Genomic DNA, 19,859 nt, shown 5'->3' with positions numbered 1-19,859 from the left:
ATGGTGAGGGACCGGTCCGAAACTCAATCGAGAGAGGGGAAGCATGAAACACCAATTCCTTACCGCGCTGGCTGCGGGCAGCCTGGTGGCACTGGCCTGGCCGCAGGGCGATGCCCTGGCGCAAAGCCGGGCCGCGGCTGAAGCGGCCATGGAACAGCTGGGCTTTGCCAACAATACCGGCATGAATGGCGAGCTCACCTATGGTGAGGCCAGCTGGTCGAATGGCCGCTACATTCTTTCGGATGTTGTCATGACCTTCCCGGCGGACGACACGGAAGAGGCCGAGGACAGCGTGGATGAGGGCGGCAAGCCGCGGCCGGATGCCGAGGACTCTGCCAGTTTCGAAGTCGGTGATGAATTCGAGACCGCCCATCTGGAGCGCATGATTTTCGATGCGCCGCGTCTGGATGCGGACGGCCAGGCCATTTTTGACGGCATGGCCATGGAAGGCATGAGCGCCGAAGAGGATGGCGGGGCCGACTATATGCGCGTCGCCTATTTTGGCGTCAGCGGCATCAATGCCGAGATGGCGCGCGATCTGGCCCGGGCCCTGCGCGGTGAGGCGGAGGATTTCGAACCGGACTGGAGCAGCTGGCGGTTCGAGGATCTGCGTCTCGAGGGCGTGGAAATGGTCACCGATGATCAGGGCGCGGAATCGCGGATCGCGCTGGATCAGTTCGCCCTGCATGACAATACGGATGTCGAGCTGGGCCAGTTCATCATTTCCGGCTTCCGCGTGGAATCCAGAGGCGAGACCAGCCCGGTGACGGTCGGGCTCGACGAATTCTCCGTGACCGGGTTCAAGACCGAAGCCTATGCCGACTTGATGAGCGTGATTGCCGCCGGCGGTGATGAAGACGCGCTGATGTCGGCCTACTACCGCTCTGCCATGAATCCGCGCATGGACTTGTTCGACCGGTTCGCGATCCGCGGCGTCCTTGTGGAAGCCGAAGGGGTGCACTTTGCGCTCGACAATCTGACGGCCCAGGTCCGCCAGCAAGGCACGCGCTACATCACGGACATGACGATGGATTCCCTGCGTCTGGTCCCGGATGCGGCTCAGCAGGCCGGGGCTCAGCTGGCCATGGCCTTGGGCATGCTGGGCTATGAGCGTCTGGAAATGACCGCGGAAACCCACGGCATCTATGACGAAGCGACAGGCCGCATGTGGACGGAAGGCGACAACTTCCTGGAATTGCAGGACGGTCTGCGGATCGAGATCGGCCAGAACTTCTCCGGCTATGATGCCTATTTCGCCAATCTGCCCGAGGCGATGGCGCAAATGGAAGCGGCCGGTGATGATGAAGCCATGCAGACCGAGGCCAGCCTCGAACTCATGCGCCCCATTGTCCTGCACAACATGTCGGTCAGCCTGGTCGACATGTCGCTGCTGGAGCGTGCGCTGGAAGCCGGGGCGGCCGCCCAGGGCATCACCACGGATGAGCTGCGGATCCAGGCCGGCGCCATGATCGGCATGGGCATGATGTCGGCGCCGCCGGAAATCCCGCGTCCGCTGCTGTCCCAGCTTTCGACGGCGCTGACGAGTTTCGTCAATTCGGGCGGTACGCTGACCATCGACGCCACCCCGCCGGAGCCGGTTTCCTTCGGGACCGTGTTCGACCAGATCGATGCGGGCACGTTCGACTACAACATGCTCGGACTGACCTTCACGGCGGAGGCGCCCTAGCTCTGCCGCCGGACGACATGAAAAGGGCCCGGTCAGCGATGACCGGGCCCTTTTTGTGTCCGTTGAAGTCCGGGATCAGCGCGCTTGCAGCGCGTCGCGGCCCTTTTCGCGCATGAAGGCCTTCATCTTCGGCGCGATATGCTCGTTGAAGCGGCGGCCATTGAAGACGCCGTAATGGCCGACTTCGGGCTGGACCCAGTCCTGGCGCAGGCTTTCCGGCAGGTTGGCGCACAGCGTGTGCGCGGCCTGGGTCTGGCCGATGCCGGAAATGTCGTCATTCTCGCCTTCCACGGTCAGAAGGGCGATGTCCTCGATGGCGGCGGGGTCGACGCGGCGGCCATGATGCTCCTGCGTGCCCATGGCCAGCTTGTGCTCCTGGAACACGTCGGTAATCGTCTGCAGGTAGAATTCTTCCGACAGGTCCATCACGGCCAGGTATTCGTCATAGAAGGTGCGGTGCTTCTCGGCACTGTCGCCATCGCCTTCGACGAGATGCGTGAAGAAATTCCAGTGCGCATCCACATGGCGGTCCAGATTCATGTTCATGAAGCCGGCCAGCTGAAGGAAGCCCGGATAGACGCGGCGGAAGGCACCCGGATGCGGTGCCGGAACCGTGTGGATCAGATTGTTGGCGAACCAGTCGAAGGGCTTCTCCTCGGCCAGCTTGTTCGGCACGGTCGGGGAGAGGCGGGTATCGATCGGCGAGCCCATGAAGGTCATCGAGGCCGGGCGGGCCGGATCCTTGTCCTCGGCCATCAGCGCGATCGCACCCAGGGTGGGCGGGCCGGGCTGGCAGACGGCGACGACATGAACCTCGGGGCCGAGCAGGGTGATCATCTCGCGCACATAGGCGGCGTAATCATCCAGGTCGAAACGGCCTTCATGGATCGGCACCATGCTGGCATCGACCCAGTCGGTGATATAGACCTCGTGATCGGGCAGGAAGGCCTCGACCGTACCGCGCAACAGGGTGGCGTAGTGGCCTGACATGGGGGCCACGAACAGGACTTTCGGGTCGGCCGTCTTGGATTTCCGGGCCGCGACCAGCGCATCATGATCCCGCTCGAAATGGACCAGATTGCACCAGGGCTTCGACCAGACGACCGTATCGGTGACGCCGACGCATTTCCCGTTGATCTCGGTCTTGTCCAGCATCCAGTCCGGCTTGCCATAGCGGCGGGTGACGCTTTCGAACAGTTCGGCGGCGGCGGCCATGGTGCGACCGGCGACCGTGTCGCCCATCGGATTCCATGGCGCGCGCAGCGAGGAGCGCGTGGCATTGGCGGCCGCCCGCCAGGGCGTCATCGCAATGCGATTGAATTCGTAAATGGAGTACAGCATGACGTCTCCTACAGGCCGGCCGCCTTGCACGCTGACCGGACCTTACTGGGTTCACGAGGGTGCGCTGTTTTCCTCAAGGAAGTCTTGCAGCCGGGCCGCCATGGCTTGCGGATCCGTGCCGTGTGTGAAGATGTCGACGAATTCACCTTGTGAATCCATCAGATAGACGATGGACGAGTGGTCCATCAGATAATCATTGGCGTCGTCCGTTTCGGCGCGCTGATAGACGATGCGGTATTCCCGGGCGACGGTCGCGACCTGTTCCGGCGTGCCTGTCAGTCCGACCAGATTGTCCGGAAAGGCCGGCGAGGTGACGTATTGGGCCAGGTGTTCCGGCGTATCGCGCTCCGGATCGACCGTGATCAGGATGGGCTGGATCTGCGCGCGTTCGTCCGCGCTCAGCTGATCCAGGGCGCCGGCCATGATCTGCAGGGAGAAGGGACAGATGTCGGGGCAGTAGGTGTAGCCGAAATAGATCAGCATCGCCTTGCCGCGGAAATCCTCATCCGTCACCGTCGCGCCGGTCTGGTCGACCAGGGTGAAGGGGCCGCCAATGTCGGCTTCACCGCTGGTGCGCACGGCGGCGCGGCGCTCGACGGTCTGGCCTTGATCGTTGAGCATCAGCGTCAGGAAAGTGATGATCATCACGGAAGGTGCGACAATCAGAAGCCAGATAAGCCAACGCGGCATAAGGTCTCCATTGAACATTCGGGGCCGGAAGGTTTTGATCGGTCGCCGGACCCGTCTTGCTGCGGGTGCGAAACTAGGCGCGCAAGCCGCGCCTGTCCATGCCGGGGCGCTGCGCGGGCGCCGATGAGAGGGAGGCGCGGATGCGCGATGCGGATTGGGACCCCTATGGCGGTGACGCCCAGCTGACGCCGGTCTTCGGCCGGCTGCGGGTCCGCACTCTGGTCATGTTGCGCTGGCTGGCCGTGGCGGGCCAGACCTTCACGGTGCTGGGCGTGCATTATGTGGTCGGGTTCGAACTGCCTCTGGGCTTCTGCCTCGGCATCATCCTGACCTCCGCCTGGATCAATGCCTGGCTGACCCTGGCCATCTCGCCGCAACGGTTTGCCCGCGACTGGGAAGCGGCCGCCCAGCTGGGTTTTGACGTCGCCCAGCTTTGCGCCCTTCTCATGCTGACCGGCGGTTTGCAGAACCCGTTCGTCGTCATGCTGGCGGCGCCTGTGACCATTGCTGTGGCCGCCCTGCCGCCGCGCTGGTCGCTGGGGGTGGGCCTGATCGGTCTGGCGGGAACGGGCGCGATGTGGCTGTGGAGCCTGCCCCTGCCCTGGTTCGAGGGCCAGCCGCTGGACCTGCCGGGTGTCTATGTGCTGGGCCTTTGGGTCGCGATTGTCGTCGCGGTCGCTTTCACCGCTGTCTATTCCCGCCGCGTCAGCCAGGAAGGCAAACGCATGGCCACGGCCCTCGCAGCGACGCAGAGCGTGTTGTCGCGCGAGCAGCGCCTGTCCGCCATGGGCACGCTGGCCGCCGCGGCCGCGCACGAGCTGGGGACGCCACTGGCCACGATCCAGCTGACGGCCAAGGAAATGCAGCGCGACCTCAAGGACAATGACCTCCTGCGCGAGGATGCCGAGCTGATGGTGACCCAGGCACGCCGCTGCCGGGACATTCTCAAACGCCTGGGCGAGGTGCAGTCGGTTTCCGATCTGCGTCATGACCGGGTCGAGCTGATGGCGGCTTTGGAAGAAGCCGCGGCGCCGCTGCGCGGTCTGGGGCCGCAGATCGATGTCCAGCTGGCGGATGACAATAGCGAAGACGCCCCCGTCTTGCGGCGCATGCCGGAAATGATCTACGGGATCGGCAATTTCATCGAGAATTCGGTCGATTTCGCGGAGACGCGCGTCACGGTGGAGGGGCGCTGGGATCCGGGCCATGTCTATATCCGCGTCAGTGATGACGGACCCGGGTTTTCGCCTGACATTCTGGCCAAGATCGGTGAGCCCTATGTCACCACGCGGTCCGGCACGCCCGGCCAGGGCGGGCTCGGTCTGGGGGTCTTCATCGCCAAGACCATGATCGAGAATTCCGGCGGTGTGGTGCGCTTTTCCAATGCGCCCCAGACCGGCGGTGCCGTCGTCACCCTGCGCTGGCCGCGTAAACAGGTGGAGGCAGGCCCGGCCTTGGGCTAGATACGAAGAAACAGACGATTGAATGCATGAGGAAACCGGCGTGAGCGAGATCGAATACGAGCTTCCCGACGACAAATCCCTGCTCATCCTCGACGATGATGCCCCCTTCCGCACGCGCCTGGGCCGCGCCATGACCGGCCGCGGTTTCATCGTGTCGGCGGTGGGCTCGGTGGATGAGGCCCGCGAAGTGGCCAAGTCCAACCCGCCGGCCTTTGCCGTGCTGGATCTGCGCCTGCAGGATGGTGACGGGCTGGAAGTGGTCAAGGCCCTGCACGCGGCCCGTCCGGACTGCCGGGTCGTCATGCTGACCGGCTATGGCAATATCGCCACTGCCGTTGCGGCGGTGAAGGCCGGGGCCGTGGATTATCTGTCCAAGCCGGCCGATGCCGATGACATCATCAAGGCCCTGCTGGCACACCCTGAAGACAAGCCGGAACCGCCGGACAATCCCATGTCCGCCGACCGCGTCCGCTGGGAACATATCCAGCGCGTCTTCGAACTGTGCGACCACAATGTCTCGGAAACCGCGCGCCGCCTGAACATGCACCGGCGGACCCTGCAGCGGATCTTGGCGAAACGCGCCCCGCGCTAAGCGCAGAGGGGGCGGCAGCGCTAGTGCTGCCGTTCGTTTTCGTCTTCCGGCTCGGCATAAGCAAAGCCATAGATCGGGCCGCCACCGGCGCCCTGGGCGATGGCGACCGTGCCGAAGCGCCGATAGCTCTCGCCCATGAAGACGGTCTCGCCGCCGGACCAGGAGCCCAGATAGGTCAGGCTCTTGACCATGTTGTAGTGGGGCATGTCGAGGCCTTCATTCTCGCCGGCACCGACTTCCACCATGGCCCAGCCCGGTGAATAGGCGACCAGCCAGACATCCAGCTCTTCCTCGGGCGCCTCGCCGTTCAGCGTGATCGTGTAGGCGCCGAAGGGGCCGTCCTCGATCGTGATGATCGGGCTGGTGGGCATGCCGCACAGCCGGTCCTCCACGGCCTGGGAGACCTTGTCCTCATTCCAGCCGGGCGCGTCTTCCACGCCATCGACCACGAATTGCGGTGTATAGAGGCGGGCAACGTCCAGATTGGGCAGATACATGCGCTGGCGCTGGACATATTCCGGCCGGGCATAGGTGTCGGTCCAGCCATACATGTCCCAGTAGGACACCGCGAAGGCGAGGGTGAAGACATTGTCGTGCCGGTCCAGCTCGCCCAGGTAGCGGTTGGCCTGGGGGCAGAGCGGGCAGCCCTGGCTGGTGAACAATTCCACCAGGACGGGGCGTTCGGACCAGCAGTCTTCTGTCGAAATACGGGTGGCGGACGCGTTCTCACCCGGACCCGCGAGGGCCGGGCCTGCCAGGAACAGGCTTAAGAACAGGGACGTCAGGTGTCGCATACCGGTCTTGATAACCAGTCGGGCCCGGTCGTGCCAATCACTTGGCTGTGACGGGCGGGTGACGGAGCCCGCCTCCCCCGGGTCGGGAGAGGCGGGAAACCGTCGCAGGACCGCCTAGTCGCGGGCCAGATTGCGCAGAACGTAGTGCAGGATGCCGCCATTGCGGAAGTATTCCAGCTCGTTCTCGGTATCGATGCGGGCGATGGCCTCGGCCGTCTTGATCGTGCCGTCGGCAAAGCCGATCTCGATCTCGACGGTCTGACGCGGGGTCAGTGTTTCCACGCCCTTGATCGTGACCATTTCATCGCCGGTCATGCCCAGGGCTTCCCAGCTCTGGCCTTCGGCGAATTGCAGCGGCAGCACGCCCATGCCGATCAGGTTGGAGCGGTGAATCCGCTCGAAGCTCTCGGCGATGACCGCCTTGACGCCCAGCAGACGGGTGCCCTTGGCGGCCCAGTCACGCGAGGAGCCCGTGCCGTATTCCTTGCCACCGAACACGACCAGCGGCGTGCCTTCGGCCTGGTAGGCCATGCAGGCGTCGAAGATGTCGACCTGTTCGCCATTCTTCAGCGTGTAACCGCCTTCGACACCGTCCAGCATCTTGTTCTTGATGCGGATGTTGGCGAACGTGCCGCGCATCATCACTTCATGATTGCCGCGGCGCGAACCGTAGGAGTTGAACTCCAGCACCGGCACCTGGCGCTCCTGCAGGTAACGGCCTGCCGGGCTGTCGGCCTTGATCGAACCGGCCGGGGAAATGTGGTCGGTCGTGATGGAGTCGCCGAACAGGCCCATGATCTTGGCGCCGACGATATCGCCCGGGCTTTCCGGATCCATCGTCATGCCTTCGAAATAGGGCGGGTTCTGCACATAGGTGGAGGTGTGGTCCCAGGCATAGGTCAGGCCACCGGACACCTCGATGTCACGCCAGGCTTCATCACCCTTGAACACGTCGGCATAGCGCTTGGCGAACATGTCCGGCGTGACGGCAGAGCGGACCACTTCGGCGACTTCCGACGAGGTCGGCCAGATGTCCTTGAGATAGACATCATTGCCGTCGGAGTCCTGGCCGAGCGGATCGGTGGTCAGATTGACCTTCAGCGAACCGGCAATGGCGTAGGCGACGACGAGCGGCGGCGAAGCCAGATAATTGGCGCGGACGTCCGGCGAGATCCGGCCTTCAAAGTTCCGGTTGCCCGACAGGACGGAGGTCGCCACCAGGTCATTCTCATTGATCGTCTTGGAAATGGCCGGCGGCAGCGGACCGGAATTACCGATACAGGTGGTGCAGCCATAACCGACCAGGTCGAAGCCCAGGGCATCCAGATCGTCCTGCAGGCCAGCTTTTTCCAGATAGTCGGTGACGACCTGGGAGCCCGGAGCCAGGGAGGTCTTCACCCACGGCTTGGTGGTCAGGCCCTTGGCGCGGGCATTGCGGGCCACCAGGCCGGCGCCCAGCATCACGGACGGGTTGGACGTGTTGGTGCACGAGGTGATGGCGGCAATGGCGACATCGCCATTGGTGAACGCGTAATCCTCACCGGCGACCGGCGCGGACTTGTCGAGCTCGTCACCCTTGCCGTACTCGTCGGCCATCGTCTTGGCGAAGCCTTCGGCCGCCTTGGACAGTTCGATCCAGTCCTGCGGACGCTTCGGACCGGACACGGCCGGCTCGATCGTCGACATATCCAGATGCAGCGTGTCGGTGAAGACCGGCGCGTCGGTATAGTCCGGGCGGAACATGCCCTGGGCCTTGGAATAGGCCTCGACCAGGGCGACGCGCTTGTCGTCGCGGCCGGTGGCGCGCAGGAAGGCCAGGGTTTCATTGTCGACCGGGAAGAAGCCGCAGGTGGCGCCGTATTCCGGCGCCATGTTGGCGATTGTGGCTTCGTCTTCCAGGGAAAGGTGGTCCAGGCCTTCGCCATAGAATTCGACGAACTTGCCGACCACGCCCTTCTTGCGGAGCATTTCCACGACTTTCAGAACGAGGTCCGTCGCGGTGGCGCCTTCCGGCATCTTGCCGGTCAGTTCGAAACCGATGACTTCCGGGATCAGCATGGAGACCGGCTGGCCCAGCATGGCCGCTTCGGCTTCGATGCCGCCGACACCCCAGCCCAGAACGGCAAGGCCGTTGATCATGGTGGTGTGGCTGTCCGTACCGACGCAGGTGTCCGGATAGGCGACGGTCTCGCCGTCTTCGTCCTTGGTCCAGACGGCCTGGGCCAGGTTTTCCAGGTTAACCTGGTGGATGATGCCCGTGCCCGGCGGAACAACGCGGAAATTGTCAAACGCCTTGGCGCCCCATTTCAGGAATTTGTAGCGTTCGCCATTGCGCTCGTATTCGCGCTTCACATTCTTGGAGAAGCTGTCGGCCTGGCCGAAATTGTCCACCATGACCGAGTGGTCGATGACCAGGTCGACGGGGACTTGCGGGTTGATGCGCTTGGGGTCGGCGCCCAGCTTGCCGGCGGCGTCGCGCATGGCGGCCAGGTCGACCACGGCGGGAACGCCGGTGAAGTCCTGCATGACCACGCGGGCCGGGCGGTAGGCGATCTCATGGGTCGACTTGCGGGTCGTCAGCCATTCGGCCATCGCCTCGATATCGGCCTTGGTAACGGTCTTGCCGTCTTCAAAGCGCAGCAGGTTTTCCAGCAGCACCTTCAGCGAGGCGGGCAGGCGGGAGACGCCGGCCAGGCCGTTTTCTTCCGCGACCTTCAGGTCGTAATAGGTGTAGGTCTCACCGGCGGCGGTGAGGGTGCGCTTACAGGAAAAGCTGTCGAGAGAGGCCATATGCGTCGTCCTCATTAGGCAGATGGGGCGGGAATTGCCCGGGTGGGAGGGGGCCGAATTCAAGTTGGCCGTATGTTTTGGCGGGGTTTTAACCGGAGTGCGCGCCCGCTGCAATGCGGCGTTCCGTGCGTTGACGGAATGGGCGGTCTCGGGCGACATGCATCCATGCTGTCGCAAACCGCTGATTTTCCCGAGATGACTCCCTTCGAACCGGTCTCCCTGGCCGTTGACGGGGTGAGTCTGTCGCGCGGCGGATTGCGTCTGGTCAGCGATCTGGGCTTTGCGCTGACGCCCGGCGAGGCGCTTTTGCTGACGGGCGCGAACGGTACCGGAAAGACCACGCTGATGCGCGCTTTGGCGGGTCTGGTACGGCCGGATGCCGGGCAGGTGCGCTGTGATCGCCCGGTCGAGGACGCTATTGCCTGGCTGGGGCATTCCGATGGTCTCAAACCCGGCGAGAGCTTGCGGCTGGCCTTGCGTTTCTGGGCGGATATTCACGGCACGTCGCGAAAGGCGATCCTGCCCCTGATGCGTCAGCTGGATATCGTACCCCTGATCGACCGGCCGGCCGGGCAATTGTCACGCGGGCAGCAAAGGCGCGCCGGTCTGGTCCGTGCGGCGCTGGCCAATCGTCCCGTCTGGCTTCTGGATGAACCGGCCGGTCCGTTGGACGGTGCGGGCCGGGACCGTCTGGCGCGACTGGTGGCCTGGCACCGGGGCCGGGGCGGTGTGGTCCTGGCGGCCACACACCAGACGCTCGACTGGCCGGACGTGAAACACCTCGCCCTGAAGGCTGCGGCATGACGGGGATGGGGGCGATTTTCTGGCGCGAGGTGCGCCTGGCCTGGGCCGGCGGTGGCGGTCCGGCCGGACCGGCGGCCTTCTTCCTGGCGGCGATCACCCTGGCCCCGCTGGCGATCGGTCCGGACCCGGATCTGCTGGCCGCTGCCGGTCCGGGCCTGATGGCCTTCGCGGCCCTGCTCTCCGTCTTGCAATCGGCTGAGCGCCTGTATGGCGAGGATTTCGCGGACGGGACCCTGGACCTTTATGCGCTTCTGCCCCTGGGCCTGCCCCTGCTCAGCCTGGCCAAGACGCTGGGGCAAGGCGTGGCGACGCTCTGGCCCCTGCCCTTCATCGCCCTCTTGGGCGGGCTCATGTATGGCGTGCCACCTCTTCCCAGCCTGATGCTGGCCGCCGCCATGGCTGCAGCAATCCCGGCACTCGTTCTCTTGGCGGGTTTTGCGGGTGCATTGGCGGCGGGTGTGCGCCGGGGCGGTCTGCTGATTGCCCTGATTGCCACCCCGATGATGGTGCCGGTCCTGATTTTCGCCGCCGGTGCTGGCCGGGCCGGTTTTGAAGGTGACGAACGCGCCCTGGCCAATCTCGGTCTCACCGCCGCCGTGTCGCTGGGCACGATCGCCCTGGCGCCTTTCGGGATCGCCGCCGCCATACGGAGTCGGCTGGGATGAGGGTCACTAACGGGATCAAGCGTCTGGTGCATGGTGTCCTGCCGCGTGCTTTCGTCAATTTGGTCTGGAATTTGGGCAGTGATGCCAGGGATGTGCTGCTGGGCCGCCGCAAGGCCGGACGTCCGCAGCCCTGGCGGGTCTGGCACAATGTCGGTGGCGGGGATTTCCATGCCACGGGTCGCCATTTTCGCGATCTGTTTGCCGAGGCTGTGAACTTCCAGCCGGGGTTTCATGTTCTCGATCTGGGGTGCGGCGCGGGCCGGCTGGCCTTTCCCCTTGCGGAATCGCTGGATGAAACCGGGCGCTATACAGGGTTCGACCTGTCCGACCGCGCGCTGGGCTTCGCCCGCAAGCATGTCACCAGCCGGGCCCGGATCGAATTTGTGCGGGCGCAGGTGGAGAGCCGGGAATATGCCGCGTCCGGGCAGAAGGCGTCGGGCTATGTCTTTCCGGCAGAGGACAATTCAGTCGACGCCGCCCTGGCAATCTCCCTGTTCAGCCATCTCCTGCCCGAGGATGCCGCGCACTATCTGGCCGAGACGGGCCGGGTGCTGAAGCCGGGCGGGCGGGTATTCCTGACCGGGTTTCTTGTTGAGGCGGAGCAGAAGGAGGGGATCGGGAATCCGGACCATTTCCTGCCCATGCGGCCCTTTGCGGATGGGGTATGGGCGGCGGACCCGAGGCATCCGGAGCGCGCAATCGGCTTCGACCGTGCCCTGTTCGACCAATGGGTGAAAGCGGCCGGCCTGGTCTGGGCCGCACCGGTCGTCGCGGGCTTCTGGTCCCGTACTGGCGGAGCCGGCGATTTCCAGGACGCGATCGTGCTGGAGAAACCGCGCTGACGCCTGTCACGTCGGCACCGGCCGGGCAGCGCGTATCCGTCGCAGTTGCCCATCTTGGCGCCAGCAAGTAATCAGCCCTGCATGTGGTCCTATTTTTCCAACCCCCAGCGTTTTGACGGTCTGGCCCGCCGGGTGATCCCGGTGCTGGGTATCGTGACCCTGCTCCTGCTGGCCGCCGGTCTCTGGCTCTCCTTCTTCGCCTCCCCGCCGGATTACCAGCAGGGCGAGACGATCCGCATCATGTACGTCCATGTGCCGGCGGCTTACATGGCCATGGCGATCTATGCGGCGCTGGCCGGGGCCAGTTTTGTCTATTTCGTCTGGCGCCATTCCCTGGCGGATGCGGCCGCGGAAGTGATGGCACCGATCGGCGCGGTCTTCACGGTTCTGGCCCTGATCACCGGCTCGCTCTGGGGCAAGCCGATGTGGGGCACCTGGTGGGAATGGGATGCGCGGATGACCTCCGTTCTGGTCCTGCTCTTGGTCTATCTGGGCTATATGGCGCTGCGCAGCGCGCTGGAAGATGCCCAGCAGGCCGCCCGCGCTGCCGCGGTGCTGGCGATGGCCGGTGTGGTCAATCTGGTGATCGTGAAATTCTCGGTCGATTGGTGGTCTTCGCTCCACCAGCCGGCTTCGGTGATCCGCTTCGATGGCCCCACCATCCATTCCAGCCAGCTCTGGCCGCTGGGCGTGATGGCGCTGGCCTATACGGGCCTGGCCGCCTGGCTGGTCTTCTACCGTTTGCGCACGCGGACCCTGGTCCAGAAAGCGCGCCAGATCGAGCGGCGGCGCCTGCGCGAGGCGCGCCAGACGCAGGGTGAACCGGGAGACCTGGCATGAACGACTTTCTCGCCATGGGCGGTTATGCCGCCTTCGTCTGGCCGGCCTGGGGCTTGTCCGTGCTTGCGCTGGCGGGCCTGGTGGTTTTTGCTCTGGCGGAGCGCCGCGCGGCGGCAGAACGCCTGCGCCGCCTGGAGCAGGATGAGGCATGATGCGGGTCTTGCGTCTTGTGGCGATCCTGGCGCTGGCGGCCCTGATCGGGGTGCTGGCCTGGCGGGTCTATCAGGGCGAGACCGCCCCGAGCGAACCGCTTCCGGCGCTCACCCTGGAGCCTCTGGACGGGCGCGAAGGATTTGATCCGGCCGCGATTGAAGGGCCCTACCTGCTCAATGTCTGGGGGTCCTGGTGCGCCCCCTGCCGGATCGAACATCCGGTGCTGATGGCCCTGCGCGCCGAGGGGATCGCAATATACGGCATCAATTGGCGTGACACGCCGGACGATGCCAACGCCTTCCTGGACGAGCTGGGCAATCCCTATGCCGGTGTCATGCAGGATGTCGACGGGCAATCGGCCCGGGCCCTGATGATCAGCGGGGCGCCGGAAACCCTGGTCGTGTCCGCCAATGGCGACATCCTGGCCCGCTGGCCCGGCCCGATCACGGCTGATGTGCTGAGACACCGGATCTACCCGGCCCTGGAAGGGGAGACGCGGCGGCGCTGACCGCCTCGCCTCCCCGTGGGCCCGGTCAAGCTCTGACGCGAGCCAGGAATTCGGAAATCCGGTTGTTGAGATGACCCACCGTGCCCCGAACGTCCGACGCGGAGCCGCTCAGCTGTCCGGCGACATTCCCCGCTTGCTGAACCCGTTGGTTCACACCGGCCGTTGCCCGTGCCGCGTCCTCATTGCGCGTGGCCGCATGGGCTGTATTGGCCGCGATTTCACGGATGACGACGGACTGTTCCTCGACCGCGGCATTGATGGCCACCGAAGCGTCGTTCACCGCTTCGATCGTGGAGTGCATGGCCCGAATGGAATCGCCGGCCGAATCCGTGGCCGACTGAACCTCGCCGATCTGGGTGGCGATCTCGTCCGTGGCACGGGCGGTCTGCTGGGCCAGCGCCTTCACCTCTGACGCCACCACTGCAAATCCGCGTCCGGCATCGCCGGCCCGGGCCGCTTCAATCGTGGCGTTCAGGGCCAGAAGATTGGTCTGTTCGGCAATGCCCTGGATCATGTTGACGATATCGCCAATCTGGCTGGACATGGACTGAAGCTGTTGCATCGTCTGTGCGGCGGAGGCCACTTGGTCAGCGGCGTCCTGGGCTGTCGCGGTGGTACGGCTCACCTGGGCGGCAATCTCCTGTGACGAGGCCTGCATCTGCTCGGCCGCCGCCGCGACTGACTTGACGCTGGCGGCGGATTCGTGGGCGCCGTCTGCCGCCTCCGAGGCGTCATGCACTGCATGTTCGACCGTTTCGGTCATGGTCCGGGCCGCGCTGTCCAACGCGTCCGAAACCCGGTCAAAATCATCGACCAGTGAGCCGATATTTTGCTGGAATTCTTCCGCGATCCGTCCGCGTTCTTCTCGGGCGCGCCGCTCGGCCTCGTCGAGATAGACGGAGATGGCGATATCCATGTCCAGGAAAACGGCTCGCACCAGGGCATTGATCCGGTTCCGGGCCTCGCCGAGGTCCGGTTTCCCGAACCCCCTGACCTTGATGGCGTCGGTCAGGGCCGAGCATAGGATGTCCACCGTCAGGCCGGCATAGCCGGCAATGTAGTAGCGCGGCTCCAGACCGATATCGCAATGAACCTTGCCGATGCGCTGAACGGCCTCGAAGTAGCGATCATCATACTGCGCATCGAGGATGCGCTGCCAATGCGCCTTCTGCTTGTTGCGCGCGGCATTCTGGTGCTTGGAGTCCGTAAAGAAGCCGGATAGCGCATCAGACTGGCTGACAGTCTGGTAAAAGCGGGAAAGCGAGTCGTCGAGCGCTTGATTGACGCTGCTTCCGGCGGCCCGGAGATGGGTCTGGACATCCGGCGTCATGCCGATCGCGGCCAGCCGGTCCTGATAGTCGATTTTCTGCATTTTTGCCCTCATACGCGAAGTCCCGAATAGCGGGGATGAGAGGGCTACGTCGTTTCAGCGGAATCGGATTGCGGAGCGTGTGAATACAATTTGTCTAAATTTTTCTGGTGGTTAACGAAATGTTTCCACTCAGGTGCGTGGGCCTCGTCGTAAGGCCTATTCGGCCGCCTGGGCGGAGTCGTTGCGCTCGGCCTTTTTCGCCTTCTTGGCTTTCTTCGCGGCTTTCTTCGCCTTGGCCTTGGCTTTTTCCTTGGCCTTCTTCTTGGCCTTCTTCTTCTTTTCCTTGGCTTTCAGCTTGGCCTGTTTGGCCGCTTCCTCGCCCTTTTCCAGCGTGTCTGCAATCCGGCGCAGGGTTTCCAGGAAACTCGCCCGCTTGTTCTTGGGCAGGGCGGACAGGATCAGCTTGTCGGCTTCGCGGGCGCCCTGGGTGGCGGCGTCGAGCAGGGCGCGGCCGTCATCCGTCAGGCGGACCGCATTGGCGCGGGCATCATCGGGCAGTTTCTCCCGCTCCAGCAGGCCGTTTCGCACCATCCGCGCGACCAGTTCGGCCAGGGTGGAGCGGTCGATCCCGGTGGCCTTGACCAATTCGGTCTGGGTCAGGCCTTCGCGGGCGCCCGTCGCGTTCAGCACCGCAAACTGACGCTGGGTCAGTTTGGCGCCGGACATGGCCTTGGTGAAACGCTCGGCAGCGAATTGCTGGGCCCGGTGCAGAAGGTGGCCGGGCGAGTCGGTCAGCTCGAAGGTTTCAGCGTTTGTCTGATCCTGAGACATGGCGTGCTCCGGCTGATCACAACATCATCCTAGTGCGGATTTATAACGCGAAAATGACATTTGTCCGAGCACGGATTTTCAGCGCTAAGCCGCGTCAGCTGCATCCTTTTTCGGCTGGTTCTTCAGGATGAGCGGCATTTGCGAGGCGGCGAAAAGAATGCTGAGCACCATTACGCCCAGCTTGGCGTTCGACCAGAAGGCTTCCGACAATTCCAGTCCGGCAAACCAGCGCGCGCTTTCGGGCACGACGCTGTCGGTTATGTGGCGCCACATAACCTCATTGAGCCCGGCCAGGACCTGGAACCAGATCGCCCAGCGGATCGCCAGAAGCGTCCAGGCCCGGTCAGTCAGCTCGAAGATGTGGCTGAAGAAGACCTTCCAGACATTGGTCCCGAGGGCCAGTCCCACCAGGATCATGTAGGACAGGAAGAGATTTATGATGGTCGGCTTGATATAGATGAAGATCGGGTCCTGCAGCAGGATGCCGATCATGCCGAAGCCCAGCACGATGACCGTGGTGAAGACCAGCATGGGCGGGATGCGGCGCTCGATCCGGATCGACATGACCAGCGCGATGACGGCGGCGACCATGTAGGCGCCGGTGCCCCAGTAGATGGCGTCATCCTCGGCGATGCGGCGCATTACGTTGTAGACAATGATCCAGACGCCGATCGGCCCGGCATCAATGAGCAGTCGCGAGGACTGCTCGCTGGTTTTCTGGGTCTGGGCCAAATCGGTTCTCCTGAACGCCTACATCACTTGCAGTAATACGAGCCCGCCCGCGAGACAGATTGCAAGCCCGATGCGCCGCAGTCCGAAACTCTCCTTCAGCACCAGGGCGGCGAGGATGGCCCCGAACACGATGGAGGTTTCCCGCAGGGCCACCATCGGCGCCACGGGCGCCTGACTGAAGGCCAGCAGGGCGAGGCCGTAGGTGGAGGTATTGAACACGGTCGAAATCAGGGCCGGCCGGGCCTCCTGGCGGGCGGCGGCCCAGAAGGCCGATCCGCGCCGGATCATCGCCGTGGGCAGGATGGTGGCCAGTGACAGCACGAAAAACCAGCCCAGATAGACCAGGATGCGGCCGCTTTCGCGGACGCCAGCCGCATCGATCACGCTGTAGGTCGCGGTCATGCAGGCCGCGGCCAGGGCCAGCAGGATGATTTTCAGCTTCGGCTTTCCGTCCTTTTCCGGCCAGGCAAAGCCGATCAGGGCCGCGGTCGCGATTCCGAGGCCCAGCATCTGGCCTGGCGAGACGGTCTCTTCGAGGAAGACAAAGGCCACGATGGCGGCCAGGGCGGGGGCGCTGCCCCGCATCACCGGATAGGCCAGGTTCATCTCGCCCTCGGTGAAGGCGGCGATCAGCAGCATGTTGAAGACCCAGATGACGGCGGCGCCGGCCAGCAGGAAACGCCAGACCTCCCAGGGCGGGAGGGGCTGGGTCAGCAGCCAGGGCAGGAAGGCCAGGCCGACAAAGCCCAGCGTCAATCCGCGGAAGACCAGCTTGTCCTTCGCCTGCTTGGTCAGCAGGGTCATGCCCGAATGGGCCAGGGCCGAGCCCAGCATGGCCAGCACGGCCCAGGGCGGGATGGCCTCCACCGTCTAGCCGTCCAGTCCGGCCAGGGCGCGGGAGAAATCGCGGGCTGAGAAGGGCTGCAGGTCTGCCTCGCCTTCGCCGATGCCGATATAATGGATGGGCAGCCGGAATTTCTCGGCGACCTGGACCAGGGCACCGCCCTTGGCCGTGCCGTCCAGCTTGGTCATCACCACGCCGGTGACGTCGGAGGCTTCCAGGAAGGCTTCGGCCTGGGAGACCGCGTTCGACCCGACTGTTCCGTCCAGCACCAGGATCACATGATGCGGGGCGTCCGGCATCTTCTTCTTGATGACGCGGATCACCTTGCGCAGCTCGTCCATCAGCTCGGCCTTGTTCTGCAGGCGGCCGGCCGTGTCGATCAGGACCATGTCATGACTGTCGCGCTGGGCCTGTTCGATAGCGTCGAAGGCCAGACCGGCCGCATCCGCGCCGATTTCGCGCTTGACCACCGGCGCCCCGGCCCGCTCACCCCAGACCGAGACCTGCTCGATGGCGGCGGCGCGGAAAGTGTCTCCGGCGGCGAGGATCGGATTGTGGCCCTCGCGCTTCAGCTTGACGGCAATCTTGCCCAGCGTGGTCGTCTTGCCGGACCCGTTCACGCCGACAAACACCACGACCTGCGGCCGCTCACCGCCCAGGTCCAGCGGCTTCTCCAGCGGCGTCAGGCTTTCCGCCACGACATCAGCCAGCGCCTCGCGGACTTCCTCGTCAGTGACTTCCTTGTCGAACCGGTCCTTGGCGAGCCGGTCGGTCACGCGCATCGCCGTCTGGGCTCCCAGATCGGCGGCGATCAGGGCGTCTTCCAGTTCCTCGAGCGCGGCGGCATCCAGCTTGCGCTTGGTGAAAATGGCCGTGACGCTTTCGCCCAGCTTGTTGGACGAGCGGGCCAGGCCCTGGGCCAGGCGGGAGAAGAAGCCTGGTTTTTTCTCACTCATCCGGTGATAACCCCTTGAAGTTCTTTCCCGTCATGCCCGCTGATCTCGATATCGACAAGGGCGCCGGGTCGCGGCACCTCGGCTTCCGGGATGCGGATGCTGGCGAAATTCCCGGCCCGGGCAAAGCCCGGCTTCTCGACCAGGGCGGCGCGTTCCAGTCCGATCATCGTGTCCAGATGGCGCGTCAATGCCTCATCCGCCTTCGCCCGCAGCCGGTTGGCGCGGTCCTTCACCTGTGCGCGCTCGACCTGCGGCATGCGGGCCGCCGGCGTGCCGGGGCGCGGCGAGAAGGGGAAGACGTGCAGATAGGCGAGCTGGCACTCATCCACCAGCTTCACCGAATTTTCGAACATGGCTTCGGTCTCGGTCGGGAATCCGGCGATCATGTCGGCCCCGAAGGCGATTTCCGGCCGCGCCGATTTCAGGCGGTCGCAGAGCGCGATCGCGTCATCGCGCAGATGACGGCGCTTCATCCGCTTGAGGATCATGTCATCCCCGGCCTGGAGGGAGAGGTGGAGATAGGGGGCGACGCGCGCCTCTCCGGTCACCGCCTCGAACAGGGCATCATCGATCTCGATGGCGTCGATCGAGGACAGGCGCAGGCGCGGCAGGTCCGGCACATGCTTCAGGATCGCCTGGACCAGGCGGCCCAGTTTCGGCGTGCCGGGCAGGTCCTCGCCCCAGGAGGTCAGGTCCACCCCGGTCAGCACGACCTCCGAATGCCCTGCATCCACCAGCGTCTTGATCTGGTCGACCACCTCGCCGGCGGCGACCGAGCGGGAATTGCCGCGACCGAAGGGGATGATGCAGAAGGTGCAGCGATGGTCGCAGCCATTCTGGACCTGGACATAGGCGCGGGCGCGCCCCTCCATGCCCTCGACGAGATGGCCGGCTGTCTCTCGCACGCTCATGATGTCGTTGACGCGCACCTTCTCCGTGCCGCCCAGCAGGTCGGCCGGCTTGAAGGTTTCCGCTTTCAGCTTGTCATCATTGCCGATCACCCGGTTCACTTCGGGCATCTGGCCGAACATGTCGGGATCGACCTGGGCGGCGCAGCCGGTGACGATGATCTGGGCGTCGGGATTGGCCCGCCGGGCCCGGCGGATATGCTGACGCGCCTGGCGCACGGCCTCATTTGTCACGGCGCAGGTGTTCACCAGGATCGTGTTCGTGAGGCCCTGCTCGCGCGCATGCTTGCGCATGACTTCGCTCTCCCAGGCATTCAGCCGGCAGCCGAATGTCAGGATATCAAGCCCGGACTCCTGTTCCGCCTCCCGCGTGGGCGGGGTGTCGGCACCGGAGGCGGCAGGATTGTTCTCTGGCGCGCTCATGGAGGGCGGATAAGTGGTTGAGCAACGCCCCGCCGTCAAGCGCGGCGGTCAATTATGAGCGCACCCTTGTCTTCGTGTGTCCGTATAGGCGTCGCGTGGCTTCGCCCATCAGGGCGGCGCAGAGGGCCAGAACGCCGTGATAGACGTGCCAGTCGGCGAGGCCGAGCGCGGCGGTTTCGCGGGATGCGCCCAGGCCCAGGGAGACCAGGCCGATGCCGCCAAATGCGCCCAGCCACATCAGTCCGGGAACCCAGTCCTTGCGGGTCAGCAGGGCGCCGCCCGTGGCCAGGCCCATCAGCAGGGCGACCGGCGGAAGAAGGGCCGCGACTGTGTCCAGTCCCGGAAAGACCAGCAGGAAGGCGATGAAGACCGGAACCCCGATCCGCAGATAGCGGGTTCCGACTGGCGGCAGCGGCTTTTTCAGAAGCGCCAGCGCCGCGCCCAGTGCGATCAGGAAGAGCCCCGCCGACCCGGCGAAATCGCTGGTCAGGCTGTGCCAAGGGGCCAGGGCGTCCTCCAGCCCGGCGGCAAAGCGGAGGGTGCCGACCAGAGCGGCGAGGGCCAGGGCGATCAGGCCGAGCCGGATCATGCGGACCCGTCCATCCTTGCGGAAGGGCCAGAGGCGCCACAGGCCGAACCCGGCCCCGATGACGATCAGGAAATCGGTGAGTGCGAACAGCATGG

General features: G+C 64.7%; 20 protein-coding genes. 9 read left to right on the top strand and 11 right to left on the bottom strand.

Annotated features, from left to right (window positions below; genetic code table 11):
• The first annotated feature begins 43 nt into the window (after window positions 1–43).
• Window positions 44–1,687 carry a hypothetical protein gene (locus FCS99_RS03800; protein ID WP_138510747.1) on the top strand — a complete coding sequence of 548 codons (1,644 nt, stop codon included), beginning with the start codon at window positions 44–46 and terminating at the stop codon, window positions 1,685–1,687.
• Window positions 1,688–1,762: 75 nt separating this feature from the next.
• Here the strand turns inward: FCS99_RS03800 and FCS99_RS03795 are convergent, their stop codons facing one another.
• Together FCS99_RS03795 and FCS99_RS03790 are read right to left on the bottom strand one after the other, a co-directional pair.
• Window positions 1,763–3,028, bottom strand: a complete 1,266-nt coding sequence (locus FCS99_RS03795; RefSeq protein WP_138510746.1) for a polyhydroxyalkanoate depolymerase — start codon at window positions 3,026–3,028, stop codon at window positions 1,763–1,765.
• 51 nt (window positions 3,029–3,079) lie between these two features.
• Complete coding sequence (locus FCS99_RS03790) at window positions 3,080–3,718, bottom strand: SCO family protein (RefSeq protein ID WP_138510745.1); 639 nt, start codon at window positions 3,716–3,718, stop codon at window positions 3,080–3,082.
• A 140-nt stretch (window positions 3,719–3,858) separates the two neighbouring features.
• Here FCS99_RS03790 and FCS99_RS03785 point away from each other — a divergent pair, with 140 nt between their 5' ends.
• Window positions 3,859–5,181: an ActS/PrrB/RegB family redox-sensitive histidine kinase gene (locus FCS99_RS03785; protein ID WP_138510744.1), complete on the top strand. Its 1,323-nt coding sequence runs from the start codon at window positions 3,859–3,861 to the stop codon at window positions 5,179–5,181.
• Window positions 5,182–5,221: 40 nt separating this feature from the next.
• Window positions 5,222–5,773, top strand: coding sequence for an ActR/PrrA/RegA family redox response regulator transcription factor (locus FCS99_RS03780; protein ID WP_233352647.1), 552 nt, complete (start codon window positions 5,222–5,224; stop codon window positions 5,771–5,773).
• A gap of 20 nt (window positions 5,774–5,793) precedes the next feature.
• On the opposite strand, the gene FCS99_RS03775 is transcribed toward FCS99_RS03780, so the two are convergent.
• Complete coding sequence (locus FCS99_RS03775; RefSeq protein ID WP_138510742.1) at window positions 5,794–6,567, bottom strand: DUF1223 domain-containing protein; 774 nt, start codon at window positions 6,565–6,567, stop codon at window positions 5,794–5,796.
• A gap of 114 nt (window positions 6,568–6,681) precedes the next feature.
• Complete coding sequence (gene acnA / locus FCS99_RS03770) at window positions 6,682–9,357, bottom strand: aconitate hydratase AcnA (protein ID WP_138510741.1); 2,676 nt, start codon at window positions 9,355–9,357, stop codon at window positions 6,682–6,684.
• Window positions 9,358–9,522: 165 nt separating this feature from the next.
• Between acnA and ccmA the strand changes: the two genes are divergently transcribed.
• The 6 genes from ccmA to FCS99_RS03740 all read left to right on the top strand — a co-directional run bounded on the left by ccmA (window position 9,523) and on the right by FCS99_RS03740 (window position 13,169).
• Window positions 9,523–10,161: a heme ABC exporter ATP-binding protein CcmA gene (gene ccmA, locus FCS99_RS03765; protein WP_171036229.1), complete on the top strand. Its 639-nt coding sequence runs from the start codon at window positions 9,523–9,525 to the stop codon at window positions 10,159–10,161.
• Complete coding sequence (locus FCS99_RS03760; protein WP_138510739.1) at window positions 10,158–10,826, top strand: heme exporter protein CcmB; 669 nt, start codon at window positions 10,158–10,160, stop codon at window positions 10,824–10,826. Before ccmA ends, FCS99_RS03760 begins: the two co-directional genes overlap by 4 nt.
• Window positions 10,823–11,668: a class I SAM-dependent methyltransferase gene (locus FCS99_RS03755; RefSeq protein WP_138510738.1), complete on the top strand. Its 846-nt coding sequence runs from the start codon at window positions 10,823–10,825 to the stop codon at window positions 11,666–11,668. The genes FCS99_RS03760 and FCS99_RS03755 overlap by 4 nt, the downstream gene beginning before the upstream one ends.
• 81 nt (window positions 11,669–11,749) lie before the next feature.
• Window positions 11,750–12,508 (top strand): heme ABC transporter permease CcmC, encoded by a 759-nt coding sequence (gene ccmC / locus FCS99_RS03750; protein ID WP_138510737.1) that lies wholly within the window; start codon window positions 11,750–11,752, stop codon window positions 12,506–12,508.
• Entirely contained in the window at window positions 12,505–12,660 is a 156-nt protein-coding gene (gene ccmD, locus FCS99_RS03745; RefSeq protein WP_138510736.1) for a heme exporter protein CcmD, read from the top strand. Before ccmC ends, ccmD begins: the two co-directional genes overlap by 4 nt.
• The gene (locus FCS99_RS03740) at window positions 12,657–13,169 is read left to right on the top strand and encodes a thioredoxin domain-containing protein (protein ID WP_138510735.1); all 513 of its coding nucleotides are present in this window, start codon (window positions 12,657–12,659) and stop codon (window positions 13,167–13,169) included. Before ccmD ends, FCS99_RS03740 begins: the two co-directional genes overlap by 4 nt.
• A gap of 25 nt (window positions 13,170–13,194) precedes the next feature.
• Here the strand turns inward: FCS99_RS03740 and FCS99_RS03735 are convergent, their stop codons facing one another.
• The 7 genes from FCS99_RS03735 to FCS99_RS03705 all read right to left on the bottom strand — a co-directional run bounded on the left by FCS99_RS03735 (window position 13,195) and on the right by FCS99_RS03705 (window position 19,857).
• Window positions 13,195–14,541, bottom strand: a complete 1,347-nt coding sequence (locus tag FCS99_RS03735; RefSeq protein WP_171036228.1) for a globin-coupled sensor protein — start codon at window positions 14,539–14,541, stop codon at window positions 13,195–13,197.
• 156 nt (window positions 14,542–14,697) lie between these two features.
• On the bottom strand, window positions 14,698–15,312 hold the full coding sequence (locus FCS99_RS03730) for a MarR family winged helix-turn-helix transcriptional regulator (protein ID WP_138510733.1): 615 nt from the start codon (window positions 15,310–15,312) through the stop codon (window positions 14,698–14,700).
• An 84-nt stretch (window positions 15,313–15,396) separates the two neighbouring features.
• On the bottom strand, window positions 15,397–16,044 hold the full coding sequence (locus FCS99_RS03725) for an inner membrane-spanning protein YciB (RefSeq protein ID WP_138510732.1): 648 nt from the start codon (window positions 16,042–16,044) through the stop codon (window positions 15,397–15,399).
• A gap of 18 nt (window positions 16,045–16,062) precedes the next feature.
• The gene (locus FCS99_RS03720) at window positions 16,063–16,911 is read right to left on the bottom strand and encodes a DMT family transporter (RefSeq protein ID WP_233352646.1); all 849 of its coding nucleotides are present in this window, start codon (window positions 16,909–16,911) and stop codon (window positions 16,063–16,065) included.
• A gap of 3 nt (window positions 16,912–16,914) precedes the next feature.
• Window positions 16,915–17,844, bottom strand: a complete 930-nt coding sequence (ftsY, locus tag FCS99_RS03715) for a signal recognition particle-docking protein FtsY (protein ID WP_138510731.1) — start codon at window positions 17,842–17,844, stop codon at window positions 16,915–16,917.
• A complete protein-coding gene (gene mtaB / locus FCS99_RS03710; protein WP_138510730.1) occupies window positions 17,841–19,175 on the bottom strand; it encodes a tRNA (N(6)-L-threonylcarbamoyladenosine(37)-C(2))-methylthiotransferase MtaB in 1,335 nt (444 codons plus the stop codon). The genes ftsY and mtaB overlap by 4 nt, the downstream gene beginning before the upstream one ends.
• 52 nt (window positions 19,176–19,227) lie before the next feature.
• Complete coding sequence (locus FCS99_RS03705; protein WP_138510729.1) at window positions 19,228–19,857, bottom strand: hypothetical protein; 630 nt, start codon at window positions 19,855–19,857, stop codon at window positions 19,228–19,230.
• Window positions 19,858–19,859 lie beyond the last annotated feature (2 nt).

It is taken from the genome of Maricaulis alexandrii, assembly GCF_005871165.1.
In the GTDB taxonomy this organism is placed as follows: Bacteria; Pseudomonadota; Alphaproteobacteria; order Caulobacterales; family Maricaulaceae; genus Maricaulis; species Maricaulis alexandrii.
This window is presented reverse-complemented; position numbering and strand designations above follow the sequence as displayed.

Coding starts and splice junctions, on each gene's coding strand:
- FCS99_RS03705 (WP_138510729.1), bottom strand. CDS start 19,857: ATGCTGTTCGCACTCACCGATTTCCTGATCGTCATCGGGGCCGGGTTC.
- FCS99_RS03785 (WP_138510744.1), top strand. CDS start 3,859: ATGCGCGATGCGGATTGGGACCCCTATGGCGGTGACGCCCAGCTGACG.
- acnA (WP_138510741.1), bottom strand. CDS start 9,357: ATGGCCTCTCTCGACAGCTTTTCCTGTAAGCGCACCCTCACCGCCGCC.
- FCS99_RS03735 (WP_171036228.1), bottom strand. CDS start 14,541: ATGCAGAAAATCGACTATCAGGACCGGCTGGCCGCGATCGGCATGACG.
- FCS99_RS03740 (WP_138510735.1), top strand. CDS start 12,657: ATGATGCGGGTCTTGCGTCTTGTGGCGATCCTGGCGCTGGCGGCCCTG.
- ccmC (WP_138510737.1), top strand. CDS start 11,750: ATGTGGTCCTATTTTTCCAACCCCCAGCGTTTTGACGGTCTGGCCCGC.
- FCS99_RS03755 (WP_138510738.1), top strand. CDS start 10,823: ATGAGGGTCACTAACGGGATCAAGCGTCTGGTGCATGGTGTCCTGCCG.
- ccmD (WP_138510736.1), top strand. CDS start 12,505: ATGAACGACTTTCTCGCCATGGGCGGTTATGCCGCCTTCGTCTGGCCG.
- ftsY (WP_138510731.1), bottom strand. CDS start 17,844: ATGAGTGAGAAAAAACCAGGCTTCTTCTCCCGCCTGGCCCAGGGCCTG.
- FCS99_RS03795 (WP_138510746.1), bottom strand. CDS start 3,028: ATGCTGTACTCCATTTACGAATTCAATCGCATTGCGATGACGCCCTGG.
- mtaB (WP_138510730.1), bottom strand. CDS start 19,175: ATGAGCGCGCCAGAGAACAATCCTGCCGCCTCCGGTGCCGACACCCCG.
- ccmA (WP_171036229.1), top strand. CDS start 9,523: ATGCTGTCGCAAACCGCTGATTTTCCCGAGATGACTCCCTTCGAACCG.
- FCS99_RS03800 (WP_138510747.1), top strand. CDS start 44: ATGAAACACCAATTCCTTACCGCGCTGGCTGCGGGCAGCCTGGTGGCA.
- FCS99_RS03790 (WP_138510745.1), bottom strand. CDS start 3,718: ATGCCGCGTTGGCTTATCTGGCTTCTGATTGTCGCACCTTCCGTGATG.
- FCS99_RS03760 (WP_138510739.1), top strand. CDS start 10,158: ATGACGGGGATGGGGGCGATTTTCTGGCGCGAGGTGCGCCTGGCCTGG.
- FCS99_RS03775 (WP_138510742.1), bottom strand. CDS start 6,567: ATGCGACACCTGACGTCCCTGTTCTTAAGCCTGTTCCTGGCAGGCCCG.
- FCS99_RS03730 (WP_138510733.1), bottom strand. CDS start 15,312: ATGTCTCAGGATCAGACAAACGCTGAAACCTTCGAGCTGACCGACTCG.